This window comes from Klebsiella sp. ZJOU C1 (assembly GCF_035620215.1).
In the GTDB taxonomy this organism is placed as follows: Bacteria; Pseudomonadota; Gammaproteobacteria; order Enterobacterales; family Enterobacteriaceae; genus Klebsiella; species Klebsiella variicola.
Window position 1 is genome coordinate 3,764,056 of sequence record NZ_CP141644.1, and the last position, 23,062, is coordinate 3,787,117.

The following is a 23,062-nucleotide window of genomic DNA, read 5'->3' on the forward strand; positions in this document are numbered from 1 at the left end:
AAAATCAGTGCTGCCGATAATTCAGGTCGTTTAAATACAGGTCTTTAAACTGCGCGTAGCGTTGCATCAGGGTGTGGTGGCGAACGGGATCCGCACGCCAGGTCTGCCAGACTTCCGGTTTTTCACACACCGCGGCAATCGGTTTGCCCGCCGCCAGGCAGGCCAGCCGCGCCGCGCCCAGCGCGCCGCCGGTCTCTCCCCCTTTATGGGTCACCACCGGCATAGCGAGAATGTCGGCCAGCAGCTGGGCCCAGAAAGGACTGCGGGCGCCGCCGCCCACCAGCGAGCACTGCGCGATGGGCGTACCGCTCTCTTTCAACGCCTGCAGGCCGTCGTTGATACCGAAGCTCACCCCTTCCAGCACCGCGTAGCCAAGCTGGGCGCGCAGGCTGGCGTGGGTCATGCCCCAGAACATGCCACGCGCGTCAGGATCGTTATGCGGGGTACGTTCGCCGGAGAGATAGGGCAGGAAGAACGGGGCGTGGGCTTTCTCCTCCTCGCTGAGCTCGGCAATTTCCGCCAGCAGCGCCACCTCCGTGGTGCCGGTCAGGCGGCAGAACCACTGCAAACAGCTGGCGGCGCTCAGCATGACGCTCATCTGGTGCCACAGGTTCGGCAGCACGTGACAAAACGCATGTACCGCCGACTGCGGCGCCGGACGATAGGCGTCGGTCACCACAAACAGCACCCCGGAGGTGCCGAGCGAAATAAACGCATCCCCCGGCGAGACCGCGCCGACGCCAATGGCGCTAACCGCGTTATCCCCCCCGCCCCCGGCCACCACCACCGAGGCGTTCAGCCCCCAGCGCGCCGCCACCTGCGGATCAAGGGTGGCGGAAACCTCGCAGCCTTCGACCAGTGCCGGCATTTGGCTGCGCGACAGGCCGCACTTGTCCAGCAGAGCGTCGGACCAGTCGCGCTTCGCCACGTCCAGCCACAGCGTCCCGGCGGCGTCCGACATGTCGGAGACTTTCTTCCCGGTCATCCGATAGCGCAGATAATCCTTCGGCAGCAGCACCGTGGCGGTGCGCTGAAAGTGTTGCGGCTCATGACGGCGCACCCACAGCAGCTTCGGCGCGGTAAAGCCCGGCATCGCCAGGTTGCCCGCCACCTGATGCAGCTCCGGCGCCATCGCCTCCAGCTCGGCGCACTCTGCGGCGCAGCGGGTGTCGTTCCACAGAATGGCCGGACGGATCGTCTCCCCCTCTTCATCCAGCAACACCGCGCCGTGCATCTGTCCGGAGAGACCAATCGCCTTGATGGCCGGCCAGTGCTGCGCGCATTTTTCCCGTAGCGTGCTCATCAGGTACTCCGTCGCCTCCCACCATAGCTCCGGCGCTTGTTCTGACCAGTGCGGATGGGGCCGCTGAATGCTCAGCGGCGCGCTATGGCTGGCGATAACCTCATAGTTCTCATCAATGACCAGCGCTTTGACTTCCGATGTGCCGAGATCGATACCCAGATACATAGCCACCTCTTTATTTAATCAGCGTGTAAACGGCGGCGACTTTCTCGCGCATCAGCGCCAGGAAATCCGCGTTGTTGGCGAGGTCACCAAACAGGGCTTTATCGCGGGCGTAGACAGCCACCGGATCCTGAGCCTCATACATCTCATGCACCGCCTGCGCATCCAGGATGCCGTCCTGGTACTGATAGGGCAGCGTTCCCTTATGCCACTGCTCCATAAAGACGAAGAACAGCGCCGGCAGCATGGCGGTCGCCTCAGGGCGGACGCCGCGCTGATAGCACTCCTGCAGCGTGGGGGCGATCATCGCCGGAATTTTCGAGAAGCCGTCGGCGGCGACGCGCTGGTTGGTGTCCTGGATATAGGGGTTGGTAAAGCGTTTGAGCACCACATCCCGGTAGGTGGGCAGATCAATGCCGTTATCGCCGAGGCAGGGAATGACATCCTCCGTGACGTAGCGGTCGGCAATGGCGTAGATAACATCGGTCAGCGTGCTTTCATGAATATACTGCTGGCCAATTAAGGTTCCCGCCCAGGCAATGCAGCTGTGCGACGCGTTCAGAATGCGGATTTTCGCCTCTTCATACGGGATGACCGACTCGACCATCTCCACGCCGACCGCTTCCAGGTTCGGGCGGGCATCACGGAAGTGGTTCTCCACCACCCACTGGATAAAGGTCTCCCCCATCACCGGCGCTTTGTCATCAATTCCGGTTTGCGCTTTGATACGGGCCGGCAGATCGGCCGCTGGACGCGGGGTGATGCGGTCCACCATGGTGTTCGGACAGGTGGTATTGGCCGCCATCCAGTCAATCACCGCCTGTTTGCCGGTGAGCTGCAGGAACTCGACCATGCCGTCGTGGAAACGCTCGCCGTTGTGGCGCACGTTGTCGCAGTTGAGCAGGGTCAGCGGCCCGGCGTCGTCGGCCATGCGCTTCTCCAGGATCCGCGCGAGGGTGCCATAAATGGTTTTGCACTCGCCTTGCAGGTCGGCCTGCAGATCGGGGTTACTGGTTTCCAGCTGATGGCGGGTGTTCAGGTAGTACCCCCCTTCCGTCACAGTAAAGGCGATAACTTTGGTCTGCGGGTTCGCCCCTTCGTTAATCAGCGGCTGCAGCCCGGCCTGCCACGGCAGCAATTTCTGGATAGAAGTAATTTCTTCATATTCGCGCTCCCCTTCCGGGCTGACGGTCTCCAGGACGTAACGTCCTCCCTGCGCCGCCAGCGCCTGCACCACCTGCTCGGCGTCGTTACGAATATTTCCTGCCGCGATGTGCCAGCGCTTATCCCCGGACGCTATCAGACGATGCAGATACCACGCCTGATGCGCGCGATGAAAAGAACCCAGACCGATATGAAGCCATGTGAATTGATTGTTCATGTTCTGTTCTCCTTGAGTTGATGGCGCCACTGTAATTGATCATTTGACCAAAATAAGAGCCACGGATCACAAAAGAACAATTACCCAATTAAATTACAAATGACCAATAAAGAGCAAAAGCTTGCCAGTTATGCCAACCACGGCGAGAATGCGGGTATTCGCCGGGCCAATTGCGAGCCCTGGTCAGCAACTTAGGGCGGGAAACCATGAGTAAAGAAGACGATATCCGGTTGGATCAGAAGGTGCGTGCCGCATGGATGTACTACATCGCCGGTCAGAATCAGAGCGAGATCGCCAGCCAGCTGGGCACCTCCAGACCGGTGGTGCAACGGCTGATCGCCGCGGCGAAAGAAGAAGGGATAGTGTCGATTAATTTGCACCATCCGGTAGCAAACTGCCTCGATTATGCGCAGTTGCTGCAGGAAAAGTACCGGCTTCTCGAGTGCAATGTGGTCCCCGCCTTTAGCGAAGAAAGCACCCTCGACAGCGTGTCGTTTGGCTGCTATCAGCTGATGGCTCGCTATCTGCAGGATGATAAGGAGAAAATCATCGGCCTGGGCTCGGGCCTGACCCTGAAAAAAGCGCTGCAGCGCATCGATTTTGACAGCCTGAATACCCGCTGCGTGGCGCTGATCAGCGCCATGAACGCCGACGGGCAGTGCAATTATTACGATGACGTGCCCCTGCTGCTGACCCGCAAAATTAAGGCCAAGTACTATCAGTGGCCGGCGCCGCGCTACGCCCAGAGCGCGGAGGAGCATGAGATGTGGTGCACCAACCGCTTATTCCGCAGCGTCTCCGGCGTCGCCCAAGAGGCGGACGTGATTTTTGTCGGCATTGGTCCCCTGGGCACGCAAAGTCCGATCTTTAAAGACGGGTTTATCAATCAGGCGCAAATGGATGAGCTGACCGCGCGCGGCGGCATCGGAGAGATCCTCGGACGGTTTATCGATGCGGAAGGCCACGTGGTAGACAGCGAGATCAACCGCATGATCACCAGCTATGATATCCGTCAGAACCACTGCCCGCGTATTGCCGCGGCCTGTGGAGAATACAAACGACCGGCGATCCTGGCGGCCCTTAAAGGCGGCTGGATCAATGGTCTGGTGACCGATGAACATACCGCCCGCTGGCTGCTGACGCGGTAACGGCGCGGCCTGAAGGCGCATAAAGAACGGTAACCCCGGTGCGCGTCGCGCCACCGGGGATCCCAACGATACTCGTGCTTATCAGGCGATAGTCACTTTCCCGTCAAGGTAGACGTCCTGCACGGCATTGATCAGCTTCACGCCGTCAGCCATCGATTTCTTAAACGCTTTGCGACCAAGGATCAGCCCCATACCGCCGGCGCGTTTATTGATCACCGCTGTGCGCACCGCGTCGGCAAGGTCGGTCTCCCCGCCCGCCGCGCCGCCGGAGTTAATCAGCCCGGCGCGGCCCATATAGCAGTTGGCCAGCTGGTAACGCACCAGATCGATGGGGTTATCGCTGGTCAGTTTGCTGTACACCCGATCGTCGGTATAGCCGAAGTTAACCGCTTTGTAGCCGCCGTTATTCTCCGCCATTTTTTGCTTAACGATATCGGCGCCGATGGTGGCCGCCAGGTGGTTGGCCTGACCGGTCAGGTCCGCGGAGACATGATAGTCGACGCCATCTTTCTTGAACGCCGAATTGCGCAGATAGGCCCACAGCACGGTGACCAGGCCCAGCTCATGGGCCCGCTCAAAGGCGGCGGAAATCTCTTCTATCTGACGACGCGATTGTTCCGAGCCGAAATAGATCGTCGCTCCCACGGCCACCGCCCCCATATTGAACGCCTGCTCAACGCTGGCGTAGAGGGTCTGGTCGTATTCGGTGGGGTAGCTCAGCGTTTCGTTATGGTTGAGCTTCACCAGGAAAGGGATGCGATGCGCGTAGCGGCGCGACACCGAGGCCAGCACGCCGTAGGTCGACGCCACGCAGTTACAGCCGGCTTCGATCGCCAGCTCGACGATATTTTTCGGATCAAAGTACAGCGGGTTGGCGGCGAAGGAGGCGCCCGCCGAGTGCTCCACGCCCTGGTCAACCGGCAGAATGGAAAGGTAGCCGGTTCCCCCCAGGCGTCCGGTATTGTACAGGGTCTGCATATTGCGTAGCACCGCCGGTGGTCGGTTATTATCCACCATCACCCGATCAACATAATCTGCCCCAGGCAGATACAGCTGGTCGGCCGGAATGGTTATACAACGGTGCTGCAACAGGCTCTCGGCATCTTTGCCCAGCAACTGCGTAATATCAGTCATAGCAATCTCCCGTAAGGCCGGCCGAAGCCGGCATGCATTATCCCAACCCAATTTTTTTGGGTAGGTTAAGCCTGGTACCGACTTAGCCTATTTTCCAGCCGGGGGGCCATTTTTTCAGGAGATTCTGCTGTCCCGTTGCGCTGCCATTTACCACCAGGCGTGGAAATGGTGCACCGGCCCGATGCCGTGGCCCACTTCCAGAGAGTCGGCCTGCGCCAGGGCCGCCGACAGCCAGGCCTTCGCCTCGGCGACGGTGGCCGCCCAGTCCGCATGACGGGGGCGCAGCGCCGCCAGCGCGGCGGAGAGCGTGCAGCCGGTGCCGTGGGTATTTTTGGTCTGCACGCGAGGCGTGGTAAACCGCTGTTCCCCTTCGCGGGTGAAGAGCCAGTCCGGGCTTTCGGCGTCGTCGAGATGGCCGCCCTTCATTAATACCGCGCCGCAGCCCAGCGCCAGCAACGCCCGCCCCTGCTCCAGCATCTCGCGCTCGGTGCGCGCATGGGGGGCATCGAGTAGCGCGGCCGCTTCCGGCAGGTTCGGGGTGATCAATGACACCTGCGGCAACAATCGTTGACGCAGGGTCTCCACCGCCGAGGCCGACAGCAGCGGATCGCCGCTTTTCGCCAGCATGACGGTATCCAGCACCACGTTGGCCACCCGGTAGCGCGCCAGCCGCTCGGCCACGGCTTCCACAATATCGGTCTCCGCCAGCATGCCGATTTTGGTGGTATCGATACGCACATCGCTGAACACCGAGTCGAGCTGCGCGGCCACAAAATCCGGTTCGATGCGATAGACCGACTGCACGCCGCGGGTATTCTGCGCCACCAGGGCGGTGATCACCGAGCAGCCATAGGCCCCCAGCGCGGAGAAGGTTTTCAGATCGGCCTGGATACCGGCCCCACCGCTGGGATCGGTGCCGGCGATGGTCAGGGCGTTGATGCGTTTCATCCCTGCACCTCCTGATACAGCGCGTCGAGAAACGCCGGAATAAAGCTGCCAGGGCCTCCCTGACGGGCGGCGATCTCCCCGGCCTGCTTCATCAGCCCGCAGGCGGCGGCCACGTTTTCCAGCCGGGCCCCCGGCAGCGCCGCGCTCGCCGCCACCACCGCCGACAGCGCGCAGCCGGTGCCCACCACCCGGGTCATCAGCGGATTACCCCCCGCCACGCTGAGCACCCGCTCGCCGTCGGTGACGTAGTCCACCTCGCCAGTGACCGCCACCACGGTAGCCAGCCGACGAGCCAGCGCCTGGGCCGCCGGCAGCGCCGCGGCGGCCGTATCGGTGGTATCCACCCCGCGCCCGCCGGCGCTCATCCCGGCCAGCGCCAGAATTTCAGAGGCATTGCCGCGAATGGCCGCCGGCTGGAGGGCCAGCAGCTCATGACAAAAGGCCGTGCGCACGGTCAGGGCGCCGACCGCCACCGGATCCAGCGTCCAGGGCCTGCCGGCCTGACGGGCGTGCTCCACCGCGGCGCGCATCGCCACGGCGCGATCTTCGGTCAGGGTACCGACGTTAATTAACAGCGCATCGGCGATAGCGGCAAACTGCGCCGCTTCGCGGGGATCGATCACCATCGCCGGCGAGGCGCCGACGGCCAGCAGAACATTGGCGGTAAAGGTCTGCACCACGTCATTGGTCATGCAGTGCACAAGGGGGGAATGGGCGCGCAGCAGATGGCGCAGGTGCGCGACAGGCGCGGGATTCAGCAGCTCAGGCATGGTTTGCTCCCGCCAGACGAGGTAGAAGCAATGACCCTGCGGTCTCTGACTTCCCTACGCTGGCATTATCCAGATCAGGTGGTACGGGTATTTCTCAGCCTTCAACGAAGAAGGGCACCCCGAGTCAAAATAGTGAAATTGTTAAGCGTTGTGGAATTTACCGCAACTCACCGGTTCATACAACAAGCCTTTAGCCCTGCAACGACACCCGCGCGGCCATCATGCTCATCAAGCGACCGGGCGGGATTGCATTCCGCTGCTGGCGGGCGGAAAATGATGACATCATGCGCTATTTAGCCTACCGAGGATATACGCCATGGCCGTTTATCACCATGCGCTGGTACTGATTAACAGCAGTCAGGACGGCGTCCCGCTGCTCGAGCATGCCGCCAGAATGGCAGAAGAGAACGGCATGCGCATCACCATCGCCCACATCAGCACCGACTATCGGGCGCTGAACTATGTTTCCGACAGCCTGCGCGACGATCAGGTTTCACAGGAGGTGATCCAGGCCAAGGCCCTGCTCAACGAGCTGGCCTGCACTGTCTCCCTGCCGGTTGAAACCCTCTCGCTGGTGACCACCCGCCGGTTTGAAGACGTGGAAACCTGCGTTCGGCAGCGGCAGATCGATTTAATTATTGCCGGGCACCATAACCGGCTGCTGGGCGTCCTCTCCTCACATTCGCTGGAGTACATCAATCACATAACCGCAGACGTGCTGATCAAGCACCTGCCCTAGCGCAATTCTCCCTGCAGCAGGGAAAAACAGGCTTCGATAAGCGGCGGCAGCGCCTGCGGGCCGCGCATCAGGGCCACCGTACGGGTCAGCGCCGGCTGCTGCAACTGGGCGACCTGGAGCGCCGGGTCCTGCAGATGGGTGGTGTACAGCGCCGGCAGAATGGCCACCGCTAAGCGCGAGCGCACCAGGCCATACAGGGTTTCGATATAGTCCACCTGGTAGCGGGTGGTCAGCGTCAGGCGATGGCTCTCCACTAATGCCGCCACCAGCCGTTGAATATTGCCCTTCGAGAAGACGGCAATATCCCGCCCCACCAGCTGCTTCCACGGCAAGTGCGCCTGCGCGGCCAGCGGATCGTCGCGGTGCAGCACCGCCACAAAGGGATCTTCGCGCAGCGGATAGACCAGCAGTTCAGCAGGCACTGAGCTGTCGATCGCCCCGATACCGAAATCAATCTCGCCGCGCAGCAGCGCCTGGATAAGCGCATCGTTGGTCTGATCGTGAAATTCAATGCGCAGACGCGGAAAGGCCTGGGCCAGGGTCTGCGGCAGCAATGGGAACAGCAGCGAACTGACCGACGGCACCAGACCGATGCGCACAGTCCCGTCGCCGCCCGCCTCGACGATCTGCTGCATATCGAAAAAGGCCGCCTGCGCTACGCTGAGGATCCGCTGGGCGTGGGGTAAAATCGCCGCCCCCAGTTCAGTCAGGGTGACCGCCGAAGCGGTACGGTTGACCAGCTTGCCGCCGAGCACTGTTTCAATTTGCCGCAGCGCGCTGCTCAGCGCCGGCTGGCTAATCGCCAGCCGACTGGCGGTATCGGTAAAATGGCGCAGCTGGGCCAGAGTGACGAAATACTGAAGCTGTTTAAGAGAGAGCGCGGGCAGACGCTGCCAGGGTTCGTTCATTATCGGGTTCGCTACGGTGGTCCTGCACAATAACCCGAGCTTATCGGGTGATAAATTTATTCATCTGGGCAAACGTTTGCTGTGCCCATAGAGTATCCGCATTATCCTTGTGCCGGAGTGGTTATGTCCAGCAATGCTCAAGTCCGTCGTCGCGCCGTGCAGGCCGCGCGCGGCGAATTCCCGTTTGATCTGCTGCTGGTCGAGGCGCAGATCGTCGATATGGCCACGGGCGAAATTCGCCCCGCTGACGTCGGTATCGTCGGCGAAATGATCGCCAGCGTCCACCCGCGCGGCAGCCGCACCGACGCCCATGAAGTACGTTCCCTGGCCGGTGGCTACCTGTCCCCCGGCCTGATGGACACCCACGTACACCTCGAAAGCTCGCACCTGCCGCCGGAGCGCTACGCGGAAATCGTCCTCACCCAGGGCACCACCGCGGTGTTCTGGGATCCGCATGAGCTGGCCAACGTCCTCGGCGTCGAGGGCGTGCGCTACGCGGTTGACGCCAGCCGCCATCTGCCGCTGCAGGTGATGGTCGCCGCGCCGTCCAGCGTCCCCTCCACGCCAGGTCTCGAAATGTCCGGCGCCGATTTCGCCGGCGCGGAGATGGAGACCATGCTCGGCTGGCCGGAAGTGCGCGGTGTGGCGGAAGTGATGGATATGCACGGCGTGTTGCACGGTAGCGAGCGGATGCAGGAGATTGTCCAGGCCGGTCTCAACAGCGGCAAACTGATTGAAGGCCACGCCCGCGGCCTGAGCGGCGCTGACCTGCAGGCCTACCTCGCCGCCGGCGTCACCTCCGATCATGAACTGACCTCGGCGGACGACGCGCTGGAAAAACTGCGCGCCGGTCTGACGATCGAGATCCGCGGCTCGCACCCCTATCTGCTGCCGGATATCGTCGCGGCGTTAAAAACGCTGCCGCACCTCTCCTCGCAAATCACCGTCTGCACCGATGACGTGCCGCCGGATATGCTGCTGGAGAAAGGCGGGATCATCGCCCTGCTTAACCTGCTGATCGAGCACGGTTTACCGGCGGTCGATGCGCTGCGATTCGCCACCCTCAACGCCGCTATTCGCCTGCAGCGCCACGATCTCGGGCTGATTGCCGCCGGGCGGCGCGCGGATTTGGTGGTGTTTGATTCCCTGGAGAAACTGGTGGCCCGTGAAGTCTACGTTGGGGGGGAACGGCTGGCCCATGCTGGCCGCCTGCTGAAGCCGATCGCCCCCGCGCCGGGCGTGACGCCGCCGCGCGATACTTTGCCGATCGCCCCCCTCCGCGCCGATGACTTTGTTCTGCGCGTCCAGGGCATTCGTCACGGCGTCGCCCGCCTGCGTCATATCCGCGGCGCGCGCTTCACCCAGTGGGGCGAAGTGGAAGTGCAGGTTCGTGACGGGAAAGTCCAGTTGCCCGCCGGTTTCAGTCTGATCTGGGTTAAGCACCGCCACGGCCGCCACCAGGCGACACCGCAAATCGCCCTGCTCGAAGGCTGGGGTGAGCTGCGCGGCGCCATCGCCACCAGCTACTCCCACGACTCGCACAATCTGGTGGTGCTCGGGCGCGACGCTAATGATATGGCGCTGGCGGCCAACCAGCTTATCGCCTCCGGCGGCGGGATGGCGCTGGCGCAACAGGGCGAGATCCTTGCCCATGTGGCAATGCCGATTGCCGGCATGCTGTCGGATCTCCCGGCCGCCGAGCTGGCGCGTCAGTTCCGCGAGCTGCGCGACCTGAGCAGCCAAGTCGCCGACTGGGAGCCACCGTACCGGGTGTTCAAGGCCATTGAAGGAACCTGCCTTGCCTGTAACGCCGGGCCGCATTTAACCGATTTGGGTCTGACCGACGGCGGCAGCCGTCAGATAGTCGACCCGTTGATAGCCTGCCGGGAGACCCCGGAGCCAACCGATCACAACAATAATCCTCAGGGAGCCTGAGCATGGCCGATAACACACTTCACTCATCCGACCGCGCTAACTGGCTGGAGCGCCGCTTTGCGCTGCGCTCGCGCGGCGGTACGCTACGCATCGAATGCCTGGCCGGGATCACCGGCTTTCTCGCCGCCGCCTATTTACTGGTGGTCATCCCGGGGCTGCTGGCGATCGGCGGGATGGACAAAGGCGCCGCCACCACCGGCACCATTCTGGTCTTCGTCGTCGGCTCTCTGCTGATGGCGTTTTATGCCAACCTGCCGTTTATCGTTGGCCCGGGGATTGGCGGCTCGGTGCTGGTGGGAGTGACGCTGGCCGGTAGCGAAGGGATTGGCTGGCAGACTGGCCTCGGGATTGCCTGCTGGTCGGGGATCCTCTTCTTCCTGCTGACCCGCTTTGGCCTGCGCGAAGTGGTCACCCGCTCGGTACCGCAGTCGATCAAGCTGGGGCTCACCGCCTCCATCGGCCTGTTTGTCGCCGTCCTCGGCTTTCGCAATGCCGGGCTGGTGCTGGCCAATGCGAAAACCAACGCGCTGATGCTCGGCGACTTTCTCGCCCCCGGCGCGCTGGTGGCGCTGTGCGGCCTGTTCCTGGCGATAGCCCTGCAGGCGCGTAAGGTTCCGGGCGCGATTTTGTGGGCCATTCTGTGCGCCACGCTGGTGGGTATCCCCTTCGGCGTCACCCATCTGCCGACAAGTTTTATCGACGTTCCCCATTCGCTAACCCCGGTGCTGGGGCAGGTTGATCTGCTGGGGGCGTTAAACATCGCCTTCCTGCCGTTCCTGTTCGTCTTTTTCGCCTCTGAGTTTTTCTCCACCATGGGGACGACGCTGGCGGTGGGCGGCGAGGCGGGGCTGCTGGATGAAGAAGGCAACATGCCGCAGATTAATCGCCCGTTTATGGTCGATTCGATTGCCGCCGCGCTCGGCCCATGGGTGGGCATCCCGGCGGCGACGGCGCTGATTGAGTCTTCGGCGGCAGCGGAAGCCGGCGGCAAAACCGGCCTCACCGCCCTGTCGGCGGCGGTAATGTTCCTGCTGATGCTGCTGTTCACGCCGGTGGCGTTGATGATCCCGAAAGAAGCCACCGCCCCGGCGCTGATCCTGATTGGCCTCAACATGTTCAGCGGCCTGCGCAAAGTGGATCTTGGCAACTTCACCGACGGGCTGCCGGTGCTGATGATGGTGATGATCACCCTTATCGCCAACAGCTTCGGCACCGGGATTGCCGGCGGGCTGCTGTTTTACATTGTGATCAAGGCTATCGCCGGCAAGTGGCGGGAAATCCCGATTGGCCTGTGGGTGCTGGCTGTCCCGCTGGTGTATTACTTCGCGACCTTAGTCAGGCATTAAGCCCTTCACAATGTGATTTCACCTCTTCATATAACAAACGCACCGCGGCAGAGAGCTGTTTGCGGTGCGGGCAAATCAGATTCAACGGCACCACATCCCCCTGATAACGCGGCAGCAGGCGCCGCAGGCGCCCCGCCCGCAGATCGTCGCTGACGTCGAGCATCGATTTATAGGCAATGCCCTCCCCGGCCACCGCCAGCCGACGGATCACCTCGGCGTCGTCGCTCATCACCGTACCGGAGACCTTCTGCTGCTGAACCACGCCGTCGAGGCTCAGCGACCAGCGGTCGAACGGACGGCCGCGCAAAATGTAGATCAACGCATTGTGCTGGCTGAGCTCCTCGAGGGTCTGCGGCTCGCCGTGGCGGGCGATCCACTCAGGCGAGGCCACCAGCACCCGACGATTTTCCGGCGCCACCGGCAGCGAGATAAACGAGGCATCGTCGTTATTGCCATAGCGAAACGCGACATCCACCGGATCTTTAAACACGTCGGTCAGCTGGTCGGAAAAGAGCAACCGCAAACGCAGCGCCGGGTGGCGTTGGCGGAAATCACGGAACAGGGTCAGGAGCAGGTTACGCCCGAGGTCCGACGGCACGGCAATCTGCAACATGCCGCGAACTTCATCGTCCGGGGTCTGGATCTTCTGCAGACCGGCTTCAAGGGTATCGAGCATCTGGGTGGCGTAGGGCAGCCAGGTCTCCCCCTCCGGCGTCAGGCGCAGGCTGCGGGTCGAACGGGCAAACAGGCGAATATTGAGGATCGTCTCCAGACGCTTAATCGCCGCGCTGACCTGCGCCGGCTGCTGTCCGGCCTCGCGCGCCGCGTCGCTAAAACTGCCCAGTGCCGCGGCGCGGACAAATAAGGTCAGATCTTCCAGCCTGAACATGCCGATTCTCCCCTGCTTCAGATTGCTCCCAAAATACGCATCACCGTCGCTGCAACGCAAGCGGCGCAAGACTTGTGCCGTGTTTTGCTTACACTTTTTAAAAATCCAGTGCTTGCCATTTCAGCAACGCATCAGGAATGATACGAGGCTGCTAATTTGAGTCCAGGTAATATTGAGGAAATTATGCGTAAAACAAAAATGATGCTTCTGGGCGTACTTCTTGCCACCGCTGGCGCCAGCTGGACGGCTACTGCCGCGGGGATCGATCAGTATGCGCTGAAAGAGTTCACTGCCGATTTCACCCAGTTTCACATCGGCGACACCGTTCCGGCGATGTACCTCACCCCGGAATACAACATCAAACAGTGGCAGCAGCGTAACCTGCCTGCACCGGACGCCGGCAGCCACTGGACCTACATGGGCGGTAACTACGTGCTGATTACCGATACCGAAGGCAAAATCCTCAAAGTGTACGATGGCGAGATCTTCTATCATCGCTGATCCGCGCAACCTCCACGTCCGCCCCGGCGAGCCAGCGGACTCTCCGGCGCTGCGCCAGATCTTCCTGCGGGCGCGCAGTTTATCGTGGACCTGGCTTCCCGCCGCGGCGTGGCGGCTGGAGGATTTCGATGCCGCCACCGCGGATGAACAACTGTGGGTCGCGGAATGCGACGGCCTGCCGGTGGGCTTTGCCGCCGTATGGACCGCCGATAATTTCCTTCACCATCTGTTTGTCGACCCCGACTGGCAGGGCAAACATATCGGCAGCGCGCTGCTGGCGCAGGTCGAACGGAGCTTTACCGCCAGCGGAACGCTGAAATGCCTGATGGAAAATAAAAACGCCCTGCGCTTCTACCAGCGTCATGGCTGGACCATCGAAGCACAGGGCGCGTCGCCCGAGGGCAGATACTGGCTGATGCGCTCGCCGCGGCCTTAAACGGCGCGGAAGGCAATCTCACCCGGGATCACTTCTCCCTGCCAGTACATCTGGGCCGCCACCCGGCCCGCCAGCTGGCGGTAGATGTCGGTAAATTCGCTGTCCGGACGCGCCACCACCGTCGGCGTGCCGTTATCCAGATCTTCCCGCAGCGTAATATGCAGCGGCAGCTGGCCCAGCAGCTGGGTGTGGTATTTCTCGGCCAGTTTTTGCGCGCCGCCGGTGCCGAAGATAGGCTCGTGGTGCCCGCAGTTGCTGCAGATATGCATGCTCATGTTTTCCACGATCCCCAGCACCGGCACTTCCACTTTCTCGAACATCACGATGCCTTTCTTGGCGTCGATCAGCGCGATGTCCTGCGGCGTGGTGACCACCACCGCACCGGTCACCGGAATGTTCTGCGCCAGGGTCAGCTGGATGTCGCCGGTGCCCGGCGGCATATCCAGCACCAGGTAATCAAGATCCGGCCACAGGGTCTCCTGCAGCATCTGCATCAGCGCCTTGCTGGCCATCGGACCGCGCCAGACCATGGCGTTGTCGTCAGTCACCAGGTAGCCGATAGAGTTGGTGGCCAGGCCATACTTGATGATCGGCGCCATATGGGTGCCGTCCGGTGAGGTCGGGCGACTGTCTTCGGCGCCCAGCATGGTCGGAATCGACGGACCGTAGATATCGGCATCCAGAATGCCCACCTTCGCCCCTTCCGCCGCCAGGGCCAGCGCCAGGTTTACGGCAGTAGAAGATTTACCGACGCCGCCTTTGCCGGAGCTGATGGCGATAATGTTCTTCACGCCGTTGACTCCGGGCTGGTTTTTCACGCGCTTGAGGGTCGCGATGCTGTGGGTCAGCTTCCAGTCGATGGCCTTCGCGCCGGTGATGCGCAGCAGCTCGGCGCTGCACTGCTCTTTCAGCACTTCGAAGGCGCTGCTCCAGACGAACGGCATCTGCAGCTCAATATGAACGGTATCGTCCAGCCAGGCGACATGGTGCAGCGCCTTGAGGGCGGTGAGATTATGCTTCAGGGTTGGGTGCTGGAAATTGGCCAGCGTCCCGGCGACCATCGCACGTAGGCGCTCAGGGGATTTGGCCTGGGATTGCGAATTCATCCCGACTCCTTTGTTGTTTTGAGATGCTTTCAGTAATCACAGAGTTTATCACAGCTAACGATTATCCATATATGGGCAGCCATTTATGGCGCACCCACAGCCCTTTTGGTAATATCGGAAGCCCTTTTTACAACAGAAGATGTAATGCTCACTATGACTCAAGTCGCGAAGAAAATTCTGGTAACGTGCGCCCTGCCGTACGCCAACGGCTCCATCCACCTCGGCCACATGCTGGAGCACATCCAGGCTGATGTCTGGGTCCGTTACCAGCGAATGCGCGGCCACGAGGTCAACTTCATCTGCGCCGACGACGCCCACGGCACGCCGATCATGCTCAAAGCGCAGCAGCTCGGTATCACACCGGAGCAGATGATTGGCGAGATGAGTCAGGAGCATCAGACCGATTTTGCCGGCTTCGACATCAGCTATGATAACTATCACTCGACGCACAGCGACGAGAACCGCGAGCTGTCGGAGCTTATCTACACCCGTCTGAAAGAGAACGGTTTTATTAAAAACCGCACCATCTCTCAGCTCTACGATCCGGAAAAAGGCATGTTCCTGCCGGACCGTTTTGTGAAAGGCACCTGTCCGAAGTGCAAATCTCCGGACCAGTATGGCGATAACTGCGAAGTGTGCGGCGCGACCTACAGCCCCACCGAACTTATCGACCCGAAATCGGTGGTCTCCGGCGCTACGCCGGTGATGCGTGACTCCGAGCACTTCTTCTTCGACCTGCCGTCGTTCAGCGAAATGCTGCAGGCGTGGACCCGCAGCGGCGCGCTGCAGGAGCAGGTAGCGAACAAAATGCAGGAGTGGTTCGAATCCGGCCTGCAGCAGTGGGACATCTCCCGCGATGCGCCGTACTTCGGCTTCGAAATTCCCAACGCGCCGGGCAAATATTTCTACGTCTGGCTGGACGCGCCGATCGGCTACATGGGCTCCTTCAAGAACCTGTGCGACAAGCGCGGCGACACCACCAGCTTCGACGAATACTGGAAGAAAGACTCCACGGCCGAGCTGTATCACTTTATCGGCAAGGACATTGTCTACTTCCACAGCCTGTTCTGGCCGGCGATGCTGGAAGGCAGCAACTTCCGTAAGCCGACCAACCTGTTCGTGCACGGCTACGTAACGGTTAACGGCGCGAAGATGTCCAAGTCGCGCGGGACTTTTATCAAGGCCAGCACCTGGTTAAATCATTTCGACGCTGACAGCCTGCGCTACTACTACACCGCCAAGCTCTCTTCGCGCATCGATGACATCGACCTGAACCTGGAAGATTTCGTGCAGCGCGTGAACGCCGACATCGTCAACAAGGTGGTTAACCTCGCCTCGCGCAACGCCGGCTTTATCAGCAAGCGTTTCGACGGCGTGCTGGCCGCTGAGCTGGCCGACCCGGCGCTGTATAAAACCTTCACCGACGCGGCGGAAAGCATCGGCGAAGCATGGGACAGCCGCGAGTTCGGTAAGGCAATCCGCGAAATCATGGCCCTCGCCGACGTGGCTAACCGCTACGTCGATGAGCAGGCGCCGTGGGTGGTGGCGAAACAGGAAGGCCGCGACGCCGACCTGCAGGCCATCTGCACCATGGGTCTGAACATGTTCCGCGTGCTGATGACCTGGCTGAAGCCGGTGCTGCCGCAGCTGGCGGCGCGTGCGGAAGCGTTCCTCAACAGCGAACTCAGCTGGGATGCCATTCAGCAGCCGCTGCTGGCGCATAAGGTCAATCCGTTTAAAGCGCTGTATAACCGCATCGAGATGAAACAGGTGGAAGCGCTGGTGGAAGCCTCTAAAGAAGAGGTGAAAGCCACCGCGGCGCCGGTCACCGGTCCGCTGGCGGACGATCCGATTCAGGAGACCATCACCTTTGACGATTTCGCCAAAATCGATCTGCGCGTGGCGCTGATTGAAAACGCGGAATTCGTCGAGGGCTCCGACAAGCTGCTGCGCCTGACGCTGGATCTCGGCGGCGAAAAACGTAACGTCTTCTCCGGCATCCGCTCCGCTTACCCGGATCCGCAGCCGCTGATTGGCCGCCTGACGGTGATGGTCGCCAACCTGGCGCCGCGGAAAATGCGCTTCGGCATCTCCGAGGGCATGGTGATGGCCGCCGGCCCTGGCGGGAAGGATATCTTCCTGTTAAGCCCTGACGACGGTGCGAAGCCGGGTCAGCAGGTGAAATAACAAAAAAGCCGGAGAGTATCTCCGGCTTTTTTTTGCCCGGCGGCGCTACGTTTGCACGGGCCTACGGGTTTTGTCGGCCGGGTAAGGCGAAGCCGCCACCCGGCTAAACATCACGCCTTCGGGTGATGCACCCGGTGGGTCAACCCGCGCAGGAAGTTGCGCATAAATTGATCCCCGCACTCGCGGTAGTTTTTATGCTCCGGGGCGCGCATCATGGCGGTGATTTCCGGCACCGACACCCGGTATTTCTGCTCGCTCATGATCGCCTGGATATCGTCTGTTTTCAGCGAGAAGGCGATCCGCAGCTTTTTCAGCACCGTGTTGTTATTCACCCGACGCTCCAGCGCCAGCTCCGGCGCCGAATCATCTTTGCCGCGCTTGTCATAGATAAGGCCGTTGAGGAAACCCGACAGGATAATATCCGGGCAGCGGACAAAACCCTCTTCATCCTCTTTCGTCATCCAGGTATCGAAGCTGGCGGCGGTGGATTCCATATCGGCAAGCGCAAGAATGCGCACCATATCGTTATTATTGGCTTTCAGGGTGTAGCGCAGGCTACGAAGAATATCATTACTGAGCATGAGTGCCTTTTACTGTCGATGTTGCAATGGGGCGCAGTGTAGCAGTTTTACAGGCCAATCGCTTCTTTCAGGCTTTTTAAATAGCGCCGGCTCACCGGCACCGTTTGCCCGGCGCGCATCAGCAGCTCCGCCTGGCCGTTCTCTTCCAGGCGAATCTCCTTCAGGTGCGCCATATTCACCAGATACTGGCGATGGCAGCGCAGCAGCGGCGTGCGGCTCTCGAGGGTGCGCAGGGTCAGCTCGGTAAAGCCCTCTTTTCCCTCGCGATCGGTCACGTAGATGCCGCTCATCCGGCTGCTGACGAAGGCCACATCCTCCATCTGCAGCAGCCAGATACGGCTGTGGCCGGTACAGGGAATGTATTTCAGCGTCTGCCGGGCGTCATCCAGCAGCGACACGTCCTGCAGGCTGCGCTCCTGACGCAGGCGGGCCAGGGTTTTCTCCAGCCGCACGGCCTCAATCGGCTTGAGCAGATAGTCAAAAGCGTGCTCCTCAAAGGCTTTCACCGCGTACTCATCAAAAGCGGTGAGAAACACGATATAGGGGCGATGCTCCGGGTCGAGCATCCCGACCATCTCCAGACCGCTGATGCGCGGCATCTGGATGTCGAGAAACAGCACGTCAGGGCGCAGCTTATGTACTGCGCCAATCGCCTCCACCGCGTTGCCGCACTCGCCGACGATCTCGATATCGCGCTGAGTCTCCAGCAAAATACGCAGGTTTTCCCGCGCCAGCGGCTCATCATCGACGATCAATACTCTCAGCATGCATTCTCCTCCAGGGGCAGACGTAGGGTGACACGGGTAAAGCGCTCCGGCTCGCAGGTGACGCTGATGCCGCAGTCGTCGCCAAAACGCGCCCGCAGACGCCTGTCCACCAGATTCATCCCCAGCCCGCTGGCCTGGGGGTTGGCCCGGTACAGCCCGGCGTTATCTTCGATATCCAGCTGCAGCCAGCGATCGTCCTGGCTGGCGCGGATGGTAATTTCGCCGACGCCAAGATGTTGCGATGTACCATGCTTAATGGCGTTCTCCACGATCGGCTGCAGGGTGAAAGCGGGCAGCTGGTGATGCGCCAGCCCCTCGGGCACCGCCATCTGGATCTGCAGGTTAGCCTGGAAGCGAGCCTTCTCAATCTGCAGATAGGCGTTAACATGCTCGATCTCATCGGCAAGCGTGACAATTTCTGTCGGCCGTTTCAGGTTCTTACGAAAGAAGGTCGACAGATACTGCACCAGCTGGCCGGCCTGATCGCTGTCGCGGCGGATCACCGCCTTCAGCGTGTTAAGCGCGTTAAACAGGAAGTGCGGGTTGACCTGGGCGTGCAGGAGCTTGATTTCAGATTGCGTCAGCAGCGCCTTCTGCCGCTCGTACTGTCCGGCGAGGATCTGCGCCGACAGCAGCTGGGCAATCCCCTCCCCGAGGGTGCGGTTGATCGAACTGAACAGGCGATTTTTCGCCTCATACAGTTTAATGGTGCCTATCACCCGCTGGTTCTCACCGCGCAGGGGGATCACCAGCGTCGACCCCAGCTTACAGTGCGGATGAATCGAGCAGCGGTAAGGCACCTCGTTGCCATCGGCGTAGACCACCTCCCCGGTCTCAATCGCCCGTTGCGTATACGAGGAGGAGATAGGCTTGCCCGGCAGATGGTGATCGTCGCCGATGCCGGTAAACGCCAGCAGCTTGTCGCGATCGGTGATCGCCACCGCGCCGATATCCAGCTCCTGGATCAGCACCTGGGCCACCTTCATGCTGTTCTCTTCGTTGAATCCCTGACGCAGGATCCCCTCGGTCGACGCCGCCACCTTCAGCGCCGTGGCGGAAAAGGCGGAGGTGTATTTCTCGAACATCGCCCGTTTATCCAGCAGAATCCGCATAAACAGCGCCGCACCGACGGTATTGGTGACCATCATCGGCGCAGCAATGCTCTGCACCAGATGCAGGGCGTCCTGGAACGGGCGGGCAATCAGCAGAATGATCATCATCTGCACCAGCTCGGCCACGAAGGTGATCGCCCCGGCGGTCAGCGGGCTAAAGACCTTGTCCGGCCGGCCGCGTTTGACCAGCACGCTGTGCACCAGCCCGCCCAGCAGCCCCTCAACGATGGTGGAGACCATGCAGCTTAAGGCGGTCATTCCCCCCAGCGAGTAGCGGTGCAGGCCGCCGGTCAGCCCCACCAGCCCGCCGACCACCGGGCCGCCGAGCAGGCCGCCCATCACGGCGCCGATGGCGCGGGTGTTGGCGATGGAGTCTTCGATATGCAGACCGAAATAGGTCCCCATAATGCAAAAAATGGAGAAGGTGACGTAGCACAGCAGCTTGTGCGGCAGGCGAACGGTGACTTGCATCAGGGGGATAAACAGCCGGGTTTTGCTCATCAACCACGCGATGACCAAAAATACGCACATCTGCTGAAGCAGCAGCAACACCAGATCAAACTCGTACATACCCGCAAACCACACATGCCTAAAAGCGCGTACCATACCCTGCCTGGCGAAAACTTTCTTTGAAGCCCTGCATAAAAATGAAAAATGACGGACAGGATCACACTTTTTTCCGGCGCGTTGCGCAGCAAACGCGGCAAAAATCCCGGCGCGGCACGCTAAACCGCAATTAATGTTTCATTAACACCTTCGCTTCACCGTATAATCCCCCTGTTAACATCAGGAGCCTATTATGAAGCCAGCGAAAATCGCGGTCGTCACCCTCTTCTTACTTATGGCCATCGGCGGGATCAGCGGCGTAATGCTGGCCGGCTATTCCTTTATTGTGCGTGGCGGTGTCGGCTGATCCAGCGGGTCAGACGCTCAAACGCGCGGTCGACGATAATCGCCGCCAGCGCCACCAGCAGCGCCCCCTGAACAATATAGGCGGTATTAAAGCCGCTCAGGCCGATGATGATCGGCGTCCCGAGCGTACTGGCCCCCACCGTCGAAGCAATGGTCGCGGTACCAATATTGACGATGACCGAGGTGCGGATCCCCGCCAGTATTACCGGGCCCGCCAGCGGTAGCTCCACCTTATACAGACGCTGCCAGCCGGTCATTCCCATCCCTTCGGCCACCCCTGACACCCCCGACGGTATCGACCCCAGCCCGGCCAGCGTCCCCTGCAGCACCGGCAGTATGCCATACAGCGCGAGGGCGATGAGCGCGGGCAGCCAGCCAAATCCCAGCACCGGCACCGCCATCGCCAGCACCGCCACCGGCGGAAAGGTCTGCCCGATAGCGGCGATGGTCTCCACCAGCGGGCGAAACGCGCTGCCGGCGGGCCGGGTGACTGCGATCCCGGCCGCCAGGCCCACAGCGGTTGCCGCGAGACTGGACGCCACCACCAGCCAGCCGTGATCGAGGGTTAGCGCCCAGAAGCTCTCCTGCTGATAGACCGGCCGCGGCAGCTCCGGGAACAGCCGACTGAACAGCGGCGCGCTGTAGGGCAGCCCTACCAGCAGGCCGATAAACAGCACGATAAGCCACCACAGCGGCTCACGAAGCGCCTTCATGGCTCGCCTCCTGGCGCAGCAGATCGGCAAAATGCAGCGTGCCGCAGGGCCTGCCTTCGGCATCGACCACCGGCAGCGCCTCGCTGCGCCGGGCGACAAACTGCGACAGCGCTTCCCGCAGGGTCATGGTGACGGTCAGCCCCTCGCCCGCCAGCCGTTCGCCGGGACGCAAATAGTCCCCCACCTCGCGCAGCGACAGCAGGCGCACGCCCAGCTCGCTGCGGCCAAAAAAGGTCTGCACAAAGCTATTTTTCGGCCGCAGGAGCATCTCCAGCGGCGCCCCCTGCTGGACCACCTCGCCCCCGTCCATCAGCACCAGGTGGTCCGCCAGACGCAGCGCTTCGTCAATATCATGGGTCACCAGCACAATCGTCCGCCCCAGCAGCCGGTGGATGCGCAGCATCTCCTGCTGCAGCGCCTCGCGGGTCACCGGGTCGAGGGCGCCGAAGGGCTCATCCATCAACAGCACCTCCGGATCCGCCGCCAGCGCCCGCGCCACCCCCACCCGCTGCTGCTGGCCGCCGGAAAGCTGATGCGGGTAACGGTCGCGCAGCGTCGCCTCCAGCCCTAACAACGCCATCAGCTCGTCGACCCGGTCGGCGATCCTCGCCCGCGGCCATTTTTGCAGCTGCGGCACAGTGGCGATATTCTGCGCCACCGTCCAGTGCGGAAACAGGCCGATGGACTGGATGGCATAGCCCATCCGCCGCCGCAGGGTCAGGACCGGCTGCTGGCGGATGTCCTCGCCGGCAAAACGAATAGTGCCCCGGTCCGGCTCCAGCAGGCGGTTGATCATCTTCAGCGTCGTCGACTTGCCCGAGCCGGAGGTCCCCACCAGCACCGAGAAGGCGCCTTCGCGCAGCTCCAGGGTCAGGTCCTTCACCGCCGGGTGGCCGGCAAACACTTTGCTGACCCCTTCAAACTCAATCATTGGCCTCTCCTTTTAGCCAGGCGCCCCACAGGGCGAACAGGGCATCCACCACCACCGCCAGGGCAATGGTCGGCACCACGCCCAGCAGCACCAGATCCAGCGCACTGCTCAGCAGCCCCTGAAACACCAGCGCGCCAAAGCCGCCGGCGCCGATCAGCGCGGCCACTACCGCCATGCCGACGGTTTGCACGCTGACCACCCGCAGGCTGCGCAGCAGCACCGGCATCGCCAGCGGAAGCTGCACCTGACGAAAGCGCTGCCCGGCGCTCATGCCCATCGCCGTCGCGCTCTCCAGGGCGTCCTGCGGCACCTGCTGCAGGCCGGTCACCACCCCGCGCACCAGCGGCAGCAGCGCATACAAAGTCAGAGCGATCAGGGCCGGCGCCATGCCGGTCCCGGAGACGCCCAGCTCGCCCAGCGCCGGGAAATAGCGCGCCAGACCGGCAAGTGGTGCAATCAGCAGGCCGAACAGCGCCACCGACGGGATAGTCTGGATCACATTGAGCACGGTGAAGGCCGGCGCCTGCCAGCGCGGACGTCGCCACAGCCATACCCCCAGCGGCAGGCCAATGAGCAGGCCCGGCAGCAGGGTGCCGAACAGCAAAAGCAGATGCTGGCGCAGGGCGTCGTCAAATACCTCCTGACGGTTGGCATACTCCTTCAGCAGAGAGAGCTGATCGAGCGCCCCGGTAGCAAGCAGGATGATGGGCAACAGCCAGACTTGCGCATTAAGCAGCCAGCGCCACAGCGGCCGGACGGTAAGATGACGGATGGCCTCGCTGGCCAGCAGCAGACAAAGCGCCAGCGACAGCCACAGGCCGCTGCCGGGCGAGGTGCGCGCCAGCGGCGAGCCGGGCCGGGAGAGCTCAAGCGCCGCCTGTCCGCTGCCCCAGATAAGCAGCGGGAAGAGCAGTTCGGCCAGCAGCAGGTGAAGAAGCGGCGCGGCCCTGCCTGGCAGCCAGCAAAGCAGCATCCCGGCAAGGACTGCCGCCATCTGAACGCCGGCGAGCCAGGGCATCACCTGCCACAGCCCGCGCCCTTCGCCGGAGAGTAAGCGATTCGGCGCGTAAGTAATAAACGGCAGCGCCAGCGTAACCAGCAGCAGACCTGTCAGCAGCAGGCCGACGCGGTGAGTACAGCGAATGGTCACCGG

Annotated in this window: 22 protein-coding genes and 1 riboswitch; of the genes, 8 read left to right on the top strand and 14 right to left on the bottom strand. The window is 61.8% G+C overall.

Going from position 1 to position 23,062, the window contains the following annotated elements; all coding sequences use genetic code 11:
• Positions 1–4: 4 nt before the first annotated feature.
• Positions 5–1,468, bottom strand: a complete 1,464-nt coding sequence (xylB, locus tag SPE70_RS18015; RefSeq protein WP_032740112.1) for a xylulokinase — start codon at positions 1,466–1,468, stop codon at positions 5–7.
• A 10-nt stretch (positions 1,469–1,478) separates the two neighbouring features.
• A complete protein-coding gene (gene dalD, locus SPE70_RS18020) occupies positions 1,479–2,846 on the bottom strand; it encodes a D-arabinitol 4-dehydrogenase (protein WP_032736020.1) in 1,368 nt (455 codons plus the stop codon).
• A gap of 206 nt (positions 2,847–3,052) precedes the next feature.
• Here dalD and SPE70_RS18025 point away from each other — a divergent pair, with 206 nt between their 5' ends.
• Positions 3,053–3,994 (top strand): sugar-binding transcriptional regulator, encoded by a 942-nt coding sequence (locus SPE70_RS18025; protein ID WP_012541054.1) that lies wholly within the window; start codon positions 3,053–3,055, stop codon positions 3,992–3,994.
• Between the two features lie 81 nt (positions 3,995–4,075).
• On the opposite strand, the gene fbaB is transcribed toward SPE70_RS18025, so the two are convergent.
• The 3 genes from fbaB to thiM form a co-directional block, all read right to left on the bottom strand.
• Positions 4,076–5,128: a class I fructose-bisphosphate aldolase gene (gene fbaB, locus SPE70_RS18030; protein WP_004201578.1), complete on the bottom strand. Its 1,053-nt coding sequence runs from the start codon at positions 5,126–5,128 to the stop codon at positions 4,076–4,078.
• Positions 5,129–5,275: 147 nt separating this feature from the next.
• Entirely contained in the window at positions 5,276–6,076 is an 801-nt protein-coding gene (gene thiD, locus SPE70_RS18035) for a bifunctional hydroxymethylpyrimidine kinase/phosphomethylpyrimidine kinase (protein WP_008804064.1), read from the bottom strand.
• On the bottom strand, positions 6,073–6,846 hold the full coding sequence (gene thiM / locus SPE70_RS18040) for a hydroxyethylthiazole kinase (RefSeq protein ID WP_032736021.1): 774 nt from the start codon (positions 6,844–6,846) through the stop codon (positions 6,073–6,075). Before thiM ends, thiD begins: the two co-directional genes overlap by 4 nt.
• Positions 6,847–6,880: 34 nt before the next feature.
• A riboswitch (TPP riboswitch) is annotated at positions 6,881–6,978 on the bottom strand.
• Positions 6,979–7,162: 184 nt separating this feature from the next.
• Between thiM and SPE70_RS18045 the strand changes: the two genes are divergently transcribed.
• Entirely contained in the window at positions 7,163–7,585 is a 423-nt protein-coding gene (locus tag SPE70_RS18045) for a universal stress protein (RefSeq protein ID WP_023297982.1), read from the top strand.
• Here the strand turns inward: SPE70_RS18045 and SPE70_RS18050 are convergent.
• Positions 7,582–8,496, bottom strand: a complete 915-nt coding sequence (locus SPE70_RS18050; protein ID WP_074195595.1) for a LysR family transcriptional regulator — start codon at positions 8,494–8,496, stop codon at positions 7,582–7,584. The two genes, SPE70_RS18045 and SPE70_RS18050, sit on opposite strands and share 4 nt — an antisense overlap.
• Positions 8,497–8,616: 120 nt before the next feature.
• Here SPE70_RS18050 and SPE70_RS18055 point away from each other — a divergent pair, with 120 nt between their 5' ends.
• A complete protein-coding gene (locus SPE70_RS18055) occupies positions 8,617–10,428 on the top strand; it encodes an adenine deaminase (RefSeq protein ID WP_064170383.1) in 1,812 nt (603 codons plus the stop codon).
• A gap of 2 nt (positions 10,429–10,430) precedes the next feature.
• Complete coding sequence (locus SPE70_RS18060; protein WP_324726397.1) at positions 10,431–11,774, top strand: NCS2 family permease; 1,344 nt, start codon at positions 10,431–10,433, stop codon at positions 11,772–11,774.
• Here SPE70_RS18060 and SPE70_RS18065 read toward each other — a convergent pair.
• Complete coding sequence (locus SPE70_RS18065) at positions 11,764–12,663, bottom strand: LysR family transcriptional regulator (RefSeq protein ID WP_008804056.1); 900 nt, start codon at positions 12,661–12,663, stop codon at positions 11,764–11,766. The two genes, SPE70_RS18060 and SPE70_RS18065, sit on opposite strands and share 11 nt — an antisense overlap.
• 183 nt (positions 12,664–12,846) lie before the next feature.
• Between SPE70_RS18065 and SPE70_RS18070 the strand changes: the two genes are divergently transcribed.
• Both SPE70_RS18070 and SPE70_RS18075 read left to right on the top strand, forming a co-directional pair.
• Positions 12,847–13,164: an RcnB family protein gene (locus SPE70_RS18070; RefSeq protein ID WP_002912749.1), complete on the top strand. Its 318-nt coding sequence runs from the start codon at positions 12,847–12,849 to the stop codon at positions 13,162–13,164.
• Positions 13,139–13,600, top strand: a complete 462-nt coding sequence (locus SPE70_RS18075; RefSeq protein WP_064170382.1) for a GNAT family N-acetyltransferase — start codon at positions 13,139–13,141, stop codon at positions 13,598–13,600. Before SPE70_RS18070 ends, SPE70_RS18075 begins: the two co-directional genes overlap by 26 nt.
• Here the strand turns inward: SPE70_RS18075 and apbC are convergent.
• Positions 13,597–14,706, bottom strand: a complete 1,110-nt coding sequence (gene apbC, locus SPE70_RS18080; RefSeq protein ID WP_008804054.1) for an iron-sulfur cluster carrier protein ApbC — start codon at positions 14,704–14,706, stop codon at positions 13,597–13,599. The two genes, SPE70_RS18075 and apbC, sit on opposite strands and share 4 nt — an antisense overlap.
• A 153-nt stretch (positions 14,707–14,859) precedes the next feature.
• Here apbC and metG point away from each other — a divergent pair, with 153 nt between their 5' ends.
• Positions 14,860–16,893, top strand: coding sequence for a methionine--tRNA ligase (gene metG, locus SPE70_RS18085; RefSeq protein ID WP_032755705.1), 2,034 nt, complete (start codon positions 14,860–14,862; stop codon positions 16,891–16,893).
• A 110-nt stretch (positions 16,894–17,003) separates the two neighbouring features.
• Here metG and SPE70_RS18090 read toward each other — a convergent pair whose 3' ends face one another.
• The 3 genes from SPE70_RS18090 to SPE70_RS18100 are packed head-to-tail and all read right to left on the bottom strand — an operon-like array spanning position 17,004 to position 19,923.
• Positions 17,004–17,474: a YehS family protein gene (locus tag SPE70_RS18090; protein ID WP_008804053.1), complete on the bottom strand. Its 471-nt coding sequence runs from the start codon at positions 17,472–17,474 to the stop codon at positions 17,004–17,006.
• A gap of 47 nt (positions 17,475–17,521) precedes the next feature.
• Positions 17,522–18,241 carry a two-component system response regulator BtsR gene (btsR, locus tag SPE70_RS18095; protein WP_008804052.1) on the bottom strand — a complete coding sequence of 240 codons (720 nt, stop codon included), beginning with the start codon at positions 18,239–18,241 and terminating at the stop codon, positions 17,522–17,524.
• Entirely contained in the window at positions 18,235–19,923 is a 1,689-nt protein-coding gene (locus SPE70_RS18100) for a sensor histidine kinase (RefSeq protein WP_064170468.1), read from the bottom strand. Before SPE70_RS18100 ends, btsR begins: the two co-directional genes overlap by 7 nt.
• A 229-nt stretch (positions 19,924–20,152) precedes the next feature.
• On the opposite strand from SPE70_RS18100, the gene SPE70_RS18105 reads away from it, so the two are divergent.
• Positions 20,153–20,266 (top strand): protein YohO, encoded by a 114-nt coding sequence (locus tag SPE70_RS18105; RefSeq protein WP_002912762.1) that lies wholly within the window; start codon positions 20,153–20,155, stop codon positions 20,264–20,266.
• Here the strand turns inward: SPE70_RS18105 and SPE70_RS18110 are convergent.
• Genes SPE70_RS18110 through SPE70_RS18120 form a run of 3 tightly spaced genes read right to left on the bottom strand, consistent with a single transcriptional unit; the run spans position 20,241 to position 23,059 of the window.
• Positions 20,241–20,978, bottom strand: coding sequence for an ABC transporter permease (locus SPE70_RS18110; RefSeq protein WP_032730818.1), 738 nt, complete (start codon positions 20,976–20,978; stop codon positions 20,241–20,243). The genes SPE70_RS18105 and SPE70_RS18110 overlap by 26 nt on opposite strands.
• Positions 20,962–21,909: an ABC transporter ATP-binding protein gene (locus SPE70_RS18115; RefSeq protein WP_064170381.1), complete on the bottom strand. Its 948-nt coding sequence runs from the start codon at positions 21,907–21,909 to the stop codon at positions 20,962–20,964. Before SPE70_RS18115 ends, SPE70_RS18110 begins: the two co-directional genes overlap by 17 nt.
• Positions 21,902–23,059, bottom strand: a complete 1,158-nt coding sequence (locus tag SPE70_RS18120) for an ABC transporter permease (RefSeq protein ID WP_064170380.1) — start codon at positions 23,057–23,059, stop codon at positions 21,902–21,904. Before SPE70_RS18120 ends, SPE70_RS18115 begins: the two co-directional genes overlap by 8 nt.
• Positions 23,060–23,062 lie beyond the last annotated feature (3 nt).

Bases quoted from the DNA above. Each gene is read 5' to 3' on its own strand.
- xylB (WP_032740112.1), bottom strand. From the start codon at position 1,468: ATGTATCTGGGTATCGATCTCGGCACATCGGAAGTCAAAGCGCTGGTC.
- dalD (WP_032736020.1), bottom strand. From the start codon at position 2,846: ATGAACAATCAATTCACATGGCTTCATATCGGTCTGGGTTCTTTTCAT.
- SPE70_RS18025 (WP_012541054.1), top strand. From the start codon at position 3,053: ATGAGTAAAGAAGACGATATCCGGTTGGATCAGAAGGTGCGTGCCGCA.
- fbaB (WP_004201578.1), bottom strand. From the start codon at position 5,128: ATGACTGATATTACGCAGTTGCTGGGCAAAGATGCCGAGAGCCTGTTG.
- thiD (WP_008804064.1), bottom strand. From the start codon at position 6,076: ATGAAACGCATCAACGCCCTGACCATCGCCGGCACCGATCCCAGCGGT.
- thiM (WP_032736021.1), bottom strand. From the start codon at position 6,846: ATGCCTGAGCTGCTGAATCCCGCGCCTGTCGCGCACCTGCGCCATCTG.
- SPE70_RS18045 (WP_023297982.1), top strand. From the start codon at position 7,163: ATGGCCGTTTATCACCATGCGCTGGTACTGATTAACAGCAGTCAGGAC.
- SPE70_RS18055 (WP_064170383.1), top strand. From the start codon at position 8,617: ATGTCCAGCAATGCTCAAGTCCGTCGTCGCGCCGTGCAGGCCGCGCGC.
- SPE70_RS18060 (WP_324726397.1), top strand. From the start codon at position 10,431: ATGGCCGATAACACACTTCACTCATCCGACCGCGCTAACTGGCTGGAG.
- SPE70_RS18065 (WP_008804056.1), bottom strand. From the start codon at position 12,663: ATGTTCAGGCTGGAAGATCTGACCTTATTTGTCCGCGCCGCGGCACTG.
- SPE70_RS18070 (WP_002912749.1), top strand. From the start codon at position 12,847: ATGCGTAAAACAAAAATGATGCTTCTGGGCGTACTTCTTGCCACCGCT.
- SPE70_RS18075 (WP_064170382.1), top strand. From the start codon at position 13,139: ATGGCGAGATCTTCTATCATCGCTGATCCGCGCAACCTCCACGTCCGC.
- apbC (WP_008804054.1), bottom strand. From the start codon at position 14,706: ATGAATTCGCAATCCCAGGCCAAATCCCCTGAGCGCCTACGTGCGATG.
- metG (WP_032755705.1), top strand. From the start codon at position 14,860: ATGACTCAAGTCGCGAAGAAAATTCTGGTAACGTGCGCCCTGCCGTAC.
- SPE70_RS18090 (WP_008804053.1), bottom strand. From the start codon at position 17,474: ATGCTCAGTAATGATATTCTTCGTAGCCTGCGCTACACCCTGAAAGCC.
- btsR (WP_008804052.1), bottom strand. From the start codon at position 18,241: ATGCTGAGAGTATTGATCGTCGATGATGAGCCGCTGGCGCGGGAAAAC.
- SPE70_RS18100 (WP_064170468.1), bottom strand. From the start codon at position 19,923: ATGTACGAGTTTGATCTGGTGTTGCTGCTGCTTCAGCAGATGTGCGTA.
- SPE70_RS18105 (WP_002912762.1), top strand. From the start codon at position 20,153: ATGAAGCCAGCGAAAATCGCGGTCGTCACCCTCTTCTTACTTATGGCC.
- SPE70_RS18110 (WP_032730818.1), bottom strand. From the start codon at position 20,978: ATGAAGGCGCTTCGTGAGCCGCTGTGGTGGCTTATCGTGCTGTTTATC.
- SPE70_RS18115 (WP_064170381.1), bottom strand. From the start codon at position 21,909: ATGATTGAGTTTGAAGGGGTCAGCAAAGTGTTTGCCGGCCACCCGGCG.